General features: G+C 70.9%; 6 protein-coding genes. All 6 read left to right on the forward strand.

Annotated elements, in window-relative coordinates:
- The first annotated feature begins 3 nt into the window (after positions 1 to 3).
- The 6 genes from ligA to gatB all read left to right on the forward strand — a co-directional run bounded on the left by ligA (position 4) and on the right by gatB (position 9,868).
- On the forward strand, positions 4 to 2,337 hold the full coding sequence (gene ligA / locus ITJ59_RS16825; RefSeq protein WP_194652419.1) for an NAD-dependent DNA ligase LigA: 2,334 nt from the start codon (positions 4 to 6) through the stop codon (positions 2,335 to 2,337).
- A gap of 181 nt (positions 2,338 to 2,518) precedes the next feature.
- Complete coding sequence (locus ITJ59_RS16830) at positions 2,519 to 3,841, forward strand: alpha/beta hydrolase (protein WP_194652420.1); 1,323 nt, start codon at positions 2,519 to 2,521, stop codon at positions 3,839 to 3,841.
- Between the two features lie 220 nt (positions 3,842 to 4,061).
- Positions 4,062 to 6,392: a transglycosylase domain-containing protein gene (locus ITJ59_RS16835; protein WP_194652421.1), complete on the forward strand. Its 2,331-nt coding sequence runs from the start codon at positions 4,062 to 4,064 to the stop codon at positions 6,390 to 6,392.
- Positions 6,393 to 6,522: 130 nt separating this feature from the next.
- Positions 6,523 to 6,822, forward strand: a complete 300-nt coding sequence (gatC, locus tag ITJ59_RS16840) for an Asp-tRNA(Asn)/Glu-tRNA(Gln) amidotransferase subunit GatC (RefSeq protein WP_194652422.1) — start codon at positions 6,523 to 6,525, stop codon at positions 6,820 to 6,822.
- Positions 6,823 to 6,836: 14 nt separating this feature from the next.
- The gene (gene gatA / locus ITJ59_RS16845) at positions 6,837 to 8,363 is read left to right on the forward strand and encodes an Asp-tRNA(Asn)/Glu-tRNA(Gln) amidotransferase subunit GatA (RefSeq protein WP_228511779.1); all 1,527 of its coding nucleotides are present in this window, start codon (positions 6,837 to 6,839) and stop codon (positions 8,361 to 8,363) included.
- Positions 8,363 to 9,868: an Asp-tRNA(Asn)/Glu-tRNA(Gln) amidotransferase subunit GatB gene (gene gatB / locus ITJ59_RS16850; RefSeq protein WP_194652424.1), complete on the forward strand. Its 1,506-nt coding sequence runs from the start codon at positions 8,363 to 8,365 to the stop codon at positions 9,866 to 9,868. The genes gatA and gatB overlap by 1 nt, the downstream gene beginning before the upstream one ends.
- Positions 9,869 to 9,928: the final 60 nt, after the last annotated feature.

The raw sequence follows: 9,928 nt of genomic DNA on the forward strand, positions 1-9,928 counted from the left end.
GGCATGAGCGAGACCGACGCCACGTTCGAGACCATCGACCCCGACGGGCTCGACGCCGCCCAGGCGGGGCGCGAGGTCGACCGGCTGCGGGCACGCATCAACGAACTGCGCCAGGCGTACTACCAGGGCGAGAACGGATCACCCGAGGCCGACGCCGACTACGACGTGCTGGTCCGCCGGCTCGACGCGATCGAGCAGCGGTTCCCCGAGCTCCTGACCGAGGACAGCCCGACCCAGACCGTGGGCGGGCACGCGCAGACGACCCAGTTCGCGCCGGTCGAGCACGCCGAGCGGATGCTCTCGCTCGACAACGTGTTCAGCCCGGACGAGCTCACCGAGTGGGCCGTCAAGGTGCAGCGCGACGCCGGCGCCGAGCGGGTCCGGTTCCTGACCGAGCTGAAGATCGACGGCCTCGCGATCAACCTGCGCTACGAGCACGGCCGGCTGGTGTCCGCGGCGACCCGTGGTGACGGTGTCGTGGGCGAGGACGTCACCGGCAACGTGCGGACGATGGGCACGATCCCGGACCGCCTGACGGGCACCGGCCACCCGCCCCTGGTCGAGGTCCGCGGCGAGATCTTCTTCCCCGTCGCCGAGTTCGACGAGCTCAACGCGAACCAGCGCGAGGCGGGGGAGCACGTCTTCGCCAACCCGCGCAACGCCGCCGCCGGGTCCCTCCGCCAGAAGGAAGAGGGCAAGTCCGAGGCGAAGCGCGCGCTCATGGTGGACCGGCTCCGCCGCCTGCGCATGCTGGTGCACGGCATCGGCGCGTGGCCCGTGCGGGAACTCGAGCAGGAGACCGACGTCCGCTCGCAGTCCGAGGTGTACGAGCTCCTCGACACCTGGGGACTGCCGACGAGCAGCCACTACCGGGTCTTCGACACCATCGACGAGGTCAACGCCTTCGTCCGCTCGACGGGTGACCGCCGCGCCTCGGTCGAGCACCAGATCGACGGCGTCGTGATCAAGGTCGACGACCTCGCCCTGCACGAGGAACTCGGGTCGACGTCACGGGCACCCCGGTGGGCGATCGCCTACAAGTACCCGCCGGAAGAAGTCCACACGACGCTCACCGACATCGTGGTCAGCGTGGGTCGGACCGGCCGTGCCACCCCGTTCGCCGTGATGGCCCCTGCCGAGGTCGCCGGGTCGGTCGTCCGCCAGGCCACGCTGCACAACCAGCAGGTCGTCAAGGCGAAGGGCGTCCTGATCGGTGACACCGTCGTGCTGCGGAAGGCCGGCGACGTCATCCCCGAGGTGCTCGGGCCGGTGGTCGACCTGCGCGACGGCACGGAGCGCGAGTTCGTGATGCCGACGAACTGCCCGGAGTGCGGCACCGAGCTCGCCCCCGCGAAGGAAGGCGACATCGACCTCCGCTGCCCGAACGCGAAGAGCTGCCCCGCGCAGGTCCGCGGTCGTGTCGAGCACATCGCGTCCCGCGGCTCGCTCGACATCGAGGGGCTGGGCGAGGTCGCCGCGGCAGCGCTCACGCAGCCGCTGCACCCGGAGACCCCGCCGCTGGAGACCGAAGCGGGGCTGTTCGACCTGACGATGCAGGACATCGTCCCGATCGAGGTCATCGTTCGCGACGCCGAGACCGGCATGGAGAAGGTCGACGACGCCGGCACGCCGAAGCGGGTCACGCCGTTCAGCCGCGCGCGCAAGAAGACCGATCCGCCGTTCGACGCCGAGGCACGCGGGGCCGACTACACCGGCGAGCCGAGCCGCTACCCGTCGAAGAACGCGTTCGAGATGCTCGCGAACATCGACGCCGCCAAGACGAAGCCGCTCTGGCGCATCATGGTCGGGCTGAGCATCCGGCACGTCGGGCCGGTGGCCGCGCGGGCGCTCGCGAACCACTTCGGGTCGCTCGACCGGATCCGGAGCGCCTCGCGCGAGGAACTCGCGGCCGTCGACGGTGTCGGCGGGATCATCGCGGACGCCCTGCTCGCGTGGTTCGAGGTCGACTGGCACCGCGAGATCATCGACCGGTGGACGGCGGCCGGCGTGCAGTTCACGACGCCGGACCACCCGGGCCCCGGTGGGGCGGCGGTCGAGGGCGGTGTGCTCACCGGCGTCACCGTCGTGGCCACCGGTTCGCTCGAGGGCTACACGCGCGAAGGCGCCCTCGAGGCGATCATCACCGCAGGGGGCAAGGCCGCGTCGAGCGTGAGCAAGAAGACCGACTTCGTGGCGGCGGGGCCGGGGGCCGGATCGAAGCTCACGAAGGCCGAGCAGCTGGGGCTCCGCATCATCGACGCCGAGCAGTTCCACCTGCTCGTGACGCAGGGTCCGACCGCGCTCGCCGAGCCGGAAACACCCACGACCGAGAGCTGAGCACGACTCCGATCACACGCTCGACGTGTCCGCATCCCGCGGCGCGCCGCGGGATGAACCCAGTTCGGGGGACAAGTTGCATCGCGCATGACCGATCCTCGGGCATTCTCCTTACACTCGAGAGAGCATCACCCATCGTCTGCAGGGAGACGGTGGGACGGCCTTCCAGGGGGAGACCCGAATGCTGCTCATCGCCGCGGCTCTGCTCACCGCCTCGATGCACTCACTCGGAGTGGTCGAGGCACCCGTCGCGCCTCCGGCCCACCCGGTCGCCCGGCTGGCCACGACCAGGGAGCAGATCGGCGTCGACGACGTCGCCGGCGCACACGGGCGGTCCTTCCTCGACGACCTCGCGGTGCTGGACGCCGGAGACCTGCGTCGTGCTGCCGACGACCGCCGAGTCGCGGCCACCGCCCAGGACGACCCGCCCGCGGCCGCCGTGGTCGGGCAGTGGTGGGCGGGACTCGGCGCCGACGAGCAGGACGCGCTCGTCGCCCACGCACCGTCCATCGTCGGCAACCTCGAGGGCGTGCCCTACGTGGTGCGCGACCGGGCGAACCGCTCGACCCTGGCCGCCGGCCTCTCCGACCCGGCCGCCAGCACCGCGCGCTCAGCGATGCTCGGGCAGGTCCGGGACTCCTTGCGGCAGGAACCGGGGGACCCGTCGCGGTCCCTCATCACGCTCGACACCCGGGGTGCCGGCCGCGCGGCGATCAGCATCGGCGACCTCGACACCGCGGCGGACGTCACGGTCATCGTGCCCGGGATGTTCTTCACGGTGACCGGGCAGATGCCCGACTTCACCGACACGGCGAACGACCTGGCGAGCGAGCAGGCCACCCTCGCACCGCTCGCAGCCGGAGGTTCCGCCAACGGCACGGGCGTCGCGGTCGTGGCGTGGATGGGCTACCGCACGCCCGACCTGTCGAACATCATGTCGCTGGACCTCGCCGACACCGGCGCGGAGCGGCTCGAACGGACCGTCGACGGCCTCCGGCAGATCCGCGACGGCGACCAGCCGCGCGTCAACGTCGTGGCGCACTCCTACGGTTCCACGATGGCGCTGATGGCGCTGGCCTCCGGACGGATGCGCGCCGACAGCCTCACCGTCCTCGGGTCGCCCGGCAGCGACGTCCACTCGGCCGCGGACCTGGCAGTCGCACACGGCGAGGTGTTCGTCGGTGCCGCGCACAGCGACCCGATCGCCGCGTCCGGCTACTTCGGCACGGACCCCGGCGGGGCGGCGTTCGGGGCGACGACGCTCGACCTGACGGGCGGTGCCGACCCCCAGGCCGCCGGAGACGTGTTCCGTCGGCCGGTCGGGCACAACGACTACCTCAAGCCCGGCACCGCCTCGTTGCACGACGTCGCCCTGATCGGCATCGGTCGTGGCGACCTCGTCCGCGAGCAGATCCGACGCGGGGACAGCGGCGACGACGGCGTCGTCGGCGCGTCGGTCGACATGTACCTCGTCCGCCCGCAGGACCTGCAGCCCCGCGACTGACCCCGGGTGCCGTCGACGGCCGTGTGACGCCCTGGGCGTGACCGGATCGTGACCGGCGGCCGACCTGCCGGAGCCGCGCCGGGCCTCCCGTCCGGATCGGCGACCCCGTGCGGATCGCGACCCGCGACGGGCGGTGCCTGGACGGCAACCTGAGCGACGGCGCAGCCTGAGTCGGTTCCACGGCAGAACCAGTACAGCCCGCCTCCCTACGGTTCGGGGCATGCGTGTGGTGCGAAGGCCTGGGGCTCTCCTGATGTTCGTGGTGATGTCGGTGCTCGCCGGCATGCTCGTCGCCGTCGCGGTGACACCGGCGGTCGCCGTCGCGGGCGAGAGCACGTCCGGTGCGGTCGCCTTCTTCGAGGACCTGCCGAGCTACCTCGACGTGCAGACGCCCCAGCAGGTGTCGTCCGTCTACGCGACCAAGGGCGGCAAGCAGGTCAAGATCGCGTCCTTCTACGCCGAGAACCGCACGAACGTGGCGGCCGACGCGATGGCGGACACGCTCAAGCAGGCCGCGATCGACACCGAGGACCCCCGGTACTACGACGAGGGCGGCATCGACGTCCTCGGCACGCTGCGCGGTGTCGCCGCGACCGTCGTGGGCGGCGACGTGCAGGGCGGATCGAGCATCACGCAGCAGTACGTGAAGAACGTGCTCGTGCAGCAGTGCGAGGAACTCACCGGCACGGACCAGGCCGCCACCGAGAAGAAGGTCGAGGCGTGCTACCAGGACGCCGCCGGTGTCACCCCGCAGCGCAAGCTGCAGGAGATGCGGTACGCGATCGCCGTGAACAAGAAGTACTCGAAGGACGAGATCCTGACCGGGTACCTCAACATCGTCGGGCTCGGCGGCCGGGTCTACGGTGCCGAGGCCGGCGCCGAGTACTACTTCGGCGTGCACGCGAAGGACCTGTCGCTCGTGCAGTCGGCCACGCTCGTCGCGATCCTGAACAACCCGTCGAACCTGCGCATCGACGTGCCCACGGACAAGGACAACGGCAAGGCCAACGGCTACGCGCTCACCAAGGAGCGCCGCGACTACGTGCTCCGCCGGATGCAGGCGCACGGGTCGATCACGAAGGCCGAGATGACCAAGGCCATCGCGACCCCGGTCACCCCGAAGATCACCGAGACCGCGAACGGGTGCTCGACCGCGGCGACGAACGACGACGCCGGCTACTTCTGCGACTACGTCCGCGACCAGGTGCTGCAGGACCCCGCGTTCGGCAAGACCGCCGCCGCGCGCATCGCGACGCTCGACACCAAGGGCCTGCAGATCCACACGTCACTCGACCTCGACCTGCAGAGCCAGGCGCAGACGGCGCTGTCGAGCTACGTGCCCGCCACGATGGCCGGCGTCGACGTCGGCGGCTCGAACGTCACCGTCGAGCCCGGGACCGGACGCATCATGTCGATGGTGCAGAACACCTCGTACACGCAGGGCGACAACGCCGCGGCGGGGTCGACGGCCGTGAACTACAGCGCGGACTCCGGGTACGGCAACTCCGGCGGGTTCCAGACCGGATCGACGTACAAGGTGTTCACGCTGGCCGAGTGGCTCGCCAGCGGTCACACCCTGTCCGAATCGGTCTCCACCACCGAGCACACGTTCCAGAACTCGGAGTTCACGAACTCCTGCGAGAACGTCAGCGGCGGGGTGTGGCCCGTCGCGAACGCCGAGGCCGTGCCGTCGTCGATGACCGTCCAGGCCGCGACCGTCGAGTCGATCAACACCGCGTTCGGCGCGATGGGCAAGCAACTCGACCTGTGCCGGATCGCGCAGCTCGCACAGTCGATGGGCATCCACCGCGCCGACGGGGCCGCCCTCGGGCAGACGCCGTCGTCGATCCTCGGCGTCAACGAGCTGTCGCCGATCGACCTGGCCGAGGCCTACGCCGGCTTCGCCAACGGTGGTGTCGTCTGCACACCGACCGCGATCGACTCGGTCACCGAGTCGGACGGCACGAAGATCACGCCCACGCCGTCGTCCTGCACACAGGGTGTCTCGGCCGACGTCGCCGGCACCGTCGACTACGCGCTGCAGGGCGTGCTGTCGGGCTCCGGGACCGCCGCGAGCGCGAACCCCGGCGACAGCATCCCCAAGTTCGCGAAGACCGGCACCACCGACGGCGACGTGCAGAACTGGCTCGTCGCGTCGTCGACGAAGTACACGAACGCCACCTGGATCGGGAACGTCAAGGGAAGTGTGAGCCTGGCGAACTGGCCGTTCCTGCAGGGCACCACCGGGTACAGCGCGAAGTTCGGGGTCGGGAAGTCGATGATGGCGTACCTCGACCAGTCGGTCGGCGGGGACGCCCTGCCGACGCCGAGCCAGGCGATGATCGGGCAGGCGAGCCACTCGTCGGCGTCCTCGCAGTCGCAGTCCTCGGCGTCGTCGGGATCGGGAGCGTCGCAGACCGACCAGTCGACGCCGACCACGCCGGCGCAGACGGCGGCACCAGCCGCACCGGCTGCTCCCGCAGCGCCGGCCGCGCCGGCGGCACCCGCCGCGACGGCGGCTCCGGCGGCGGGCGACCAGAACGGGAAGTGACGGTGCGGAGGCCCGTCACCGGTCCGGCGGACCGGTGACGGGCCTCCGGGCGGTCGTCCACAGCCGTGCCTGCGCGCCCGGGCCAGCCAATAGACTGTCGGCTATTCCACGAACCGATCGATGGAGCACCATGCCTGACATCACGAGCGAGCAGGTCGCCCACCTGGCGAACCTCGCACGCATCGCACTCACCCCCGACGAGATCGAGAAGCTGACCGGGGAGCTGTCGCACATCGTCGAGAGCGTCGCCAAGGTCGCCGAGGTCGCGACCGACGACGTGCCGCTGACGAGCCACCCCGTGCCGCTCGGCAACGTCACCCGCCCCGACGTCGTCGGCAAGACGCTGACGCAGGAGCAGGCGCTCTCCGGGGCGCCCGACTCCGACGGCGAACGATTCCGCGTGACGGCCATCCTGGGAGAAGAGCAGTGACCGACATCACGAAGATGAGTGCCGCGGCGCTCGCCGACGCCCTGGTGGCGCGCGACGTCTCGAGCGTCGAGGCCACCCAGGCCCACCTCGACCGCATCGCCGCCGTCGACGGCGACGTGCACGCCTTCCTGCACGTCAACCAGAACGCCATCGCCGTCGCGAAGTCGATCGACTCGCGTCGTGCGGCCGGTGACGACCTCGGCCCCCTCGCCGGTGTGCCGATCGCCATCAAGGACGTCCTGTGCACGCAGGACATGCCGACCACCTCGGGGTCGAAGATCCTCGAGGGCTGGGTGCCGCCGTACGACGCCACCCCGGTCGCCAAGCTCCGCGCCGCCGGTCTCGTGCCGCTCGGCAAGACGAACATGGACGAGTTCGCGATGGGCTCGACCACCGAGTTCTCGGCGTACGGCCCGACCCACAACCCGTGGGACCTCGACCGCATCCCCGGCGGCTCTGGTGGTGGGTCGGCCGCGGCCGTCGCCGCGCACGAGGCCCCGTTCGCACTCGGCTCCGACACCGGCGGCTCGATCCGTCAGCCCGGCGCCGTCACCGGCACGGTCGGCGTGAAGCCCACCTACGGCGGCGTGAGCCGCTACGGCGCGATCGCCCTGGCGTCCAGCCTCGACCAGGTCGGTCCGGTGTCCCGCACCGTCCTCGACGCCGCGCTGCTGCACGACGTCATCGGTGGGCACGACCCGCGCGACTCGACCTCGATCCCCGACGCCTGGCCCTCGATGGCCGCCGCCGCCCGCGAAGGACTGCAGGCGGACACGCTCCGCGGTCTCCGCGTCGGTGTGGTCAAGGAACTCGCGGGCGGCGACGGCTTCCAGGCCGGTGTCACCCAGCGCTTCCAGGAGACCGTGGCGCTGCTCGAGTCGGCCGGTGCTGTCGTCGTCGAGATCGACGCACCGTCGTTCGCGTACGCGATCAGCGCCTACTACCTGATCCTGCCGGCCGAGGCCTCGTCGAACCTGGCGAAGTTCGACTCGGTGCGCTTCGGCCTCCGCGTCACCCCGGAGAACGGTGCCACGGTCGAGGACGTCATGGCCGCCACGCGCGAAGCCGGCTTCGGGCCCGAGGTCAAGCGCCGCATCATCCTCGGCACCTACGCCCTGAGTGCCGGGTACTACGACGCCTACTACGGCTCGGCGCAGAAGGTCCGCACGCTCGTCCAGCGCGACTTCCAGGCCGCGTTCGAGCACGTCGACCTGCTCATCAGCCCGTCGGCCCCGACGACCGCGTTCCCCATCGGTGAGCGCATCGACGACCCGCTCGCGATGTACCTCAACGACCTCACCACGATCCCGGCGAACCTGGCCGGCGTGCCCGGCATGAGCATCCCGAACGGCCTCGCGCCCGAGGACGGGCTGCCCGTCGGCGTGCAGCTGATGGCCCCGCAGCGCGAGGACGCCCGCCTGTACCGCTACGGTGCGGCGCTCGAGCGGTTGCTCGAACAGCAGTGGGGAGGCCCGCTCATCGACCGGATCCCGGACCTCGACCAGAGTCAGCAGTCGGCAGCGCAGGAAGGTGTGATCTGATGGCGCAGAAGGACGCGCTGATGGACTTCGACGAGGCACTGGAGCGCTACGAGCCGGTGCTCGGCTTCGAGGTGCACGTCGAGCTCGCGACGAAGACCAAGATGTTCTCGGACGCCCCGAACTTCTTCGGCGGCGAGCCGAACACGAACGTGACGCCGGTGGACCTCGGGCTGCCCGGCTCGCTGCCGGTCGTCAACGAGCAGGCCGTGCGCTACTCGATCCAGCTCGGGCTCGCGCTCGGCTGCTCGATCGCCGAGTCGTCGCGGTTCGCCCGGAAGAACTACTTCTACCCGGACAACCCCAAGAACTACCAGGTCTCGCAGTTCGACGAGCCGATCGCGTTCGAGGGCGAGGTCGAGGTCGAACTGGCCGACGGCACGATCTTCAACGTCCCGATCGAGCGCGCCCACATGGAAGAGGACGCCGGCAAGCTGACGCACGTCGGCGGGGCAACCGGCCGGATCCAGGGCGCCGAGTACTCGCTCGTCGACTACAACCGCGCCGGGGTGCCGCTCGTCGAGATCGTCACGAAGCCGATCGTCGGGGCCGAGCACCGTGCCCCCGAGCTCGGTGCCGCGTACGTGCAGGTCATCCGCGACCTCGTCCGGGCGCTCGGTGTGTCCGAGGCCCGCATGGAGCGCGGCAACCTGCGCTGCGACGCCAACATCTCCCTGCGTCCCCGCGGGCAGGAGAAGCTCGGTACGCGCACCGAGACGAAGAACGTCAACTCGTTCCGTGCCGTCGAGCGCGCGATCCGCTACGAGATCCAGCGTCAGGCAGCGATCCTGGCCGCCGGTGGTTCGATCACGCAGGAGACCCGGCACTGGCACGAGGACACCGGTCGTACCTCGTCCGGCCGTCCGAAGTCGGACGCTGACGACTACCGATACTTCCCCGAGCCCGACCTGCTGCCGGTCGTGCCCGACCCAGCGGTGATCGAGGAGCTCCGGGCGTCGCTGCCCGAGGCGCCGGTCGCACGCCGTCGTCGCCTGAAGGGTGACTGGGGCTTCGCCGACCTGGAGTTCCAGGACGTCGTGAACGGCGGACTGCTCGACCAGGTCGAGGGCACCGTCGCCGCCGGCGCAGCGCCGCAGGCCGCCCGCAAGTGGTGGACGGGCGAGATCAGCCGCGTCGCGAACGCGCAGGACGCCGAGCCCGGTGACCTCGTGTCGCCGCAGCACGTCGCCGAGGTCATCGCCCTCGTCGAGTCCGGCGACCTGACCGACCGTCTGGCCCGCCAGGTGCTCGAGGGCGTCATCGCCGGCGAGGGGTCGCCGGCCCAGGTCGTCGAGGCGCGCGGTCTCAAGGTCGTGTCCGACGACTCGGCGCTCACCGCCGCGGTCGACGAGGCACTCGCCGGCCAGCCCGACGTGCTCGCGAAGATCAAGGACGGCAAGGTCCAGGCCGCCGGCGCGATCATCGGTGCCGTCATGAAGGCCATGAAGGGCCAGGCGGACGCCGCCCGCGTCCGTGAGCTGGTGCTGGAGCGCGCGCAGCAGTCGTAGTCGGGATCCGTTGACGGACGGGAGGCGCGGTGCCAGCTGGCACCGCGCCACCCCTACGGT

It is taken from the genome of Curtobacterium sp. VKM Ac-1393, from assembly GCF_015350995.1.
Classification (GTDB): Bacteria; Actinomycetota; Actinomycetes; order Actinomycetales; family Microbacteriaceae; genus Curtobacterium.

Excerpts from the sequence above, each read along its gene's own strand:
- ligA (WP_194652419.1), top strand. The coding sequence starts at position 4 with ATGAGCGAGACCGACGCCACGTTCGAGACCATCGACCCCGACGGGCTC.
- ITJ59_RS16830 (WP_194652420.1), top strand. The coding sequence starts at position 2,519 with ATGCTGCTCATCGCCGCGGCTCTGCTCACCGCCTCGATGCACTCACTC.
- ITJ59_RS16835 (WP_194652421.1), top strand. The coding sequence starts at position 4,062 with ATGCGTGTGGTGCGAAGGCCTGGGGCTCTCCTGATGTTCGTGGTGATG.
- gatC (WP_194652422.1), top strand. The coding sequence starts at position 6,523 with ATGCCTGACATCACGAGCGAGCAGGTCGCCCACCTGGCGAACCTCGCA.
- gatA (WP_228511779.1), top strand. The coding sequence starts at position 6,837 with ATGAGTGCCGCGGCGCTCGCCGACGCCCTGGTGGCGCGCGACGTCTCG.
- gatB (WP_194652424.1), top strand. The coding sequence starts at position 8,363 with ATGGCGCAGAAGGACGCGCTGATGGACTTCGACGAGGCACTGGAGCGC.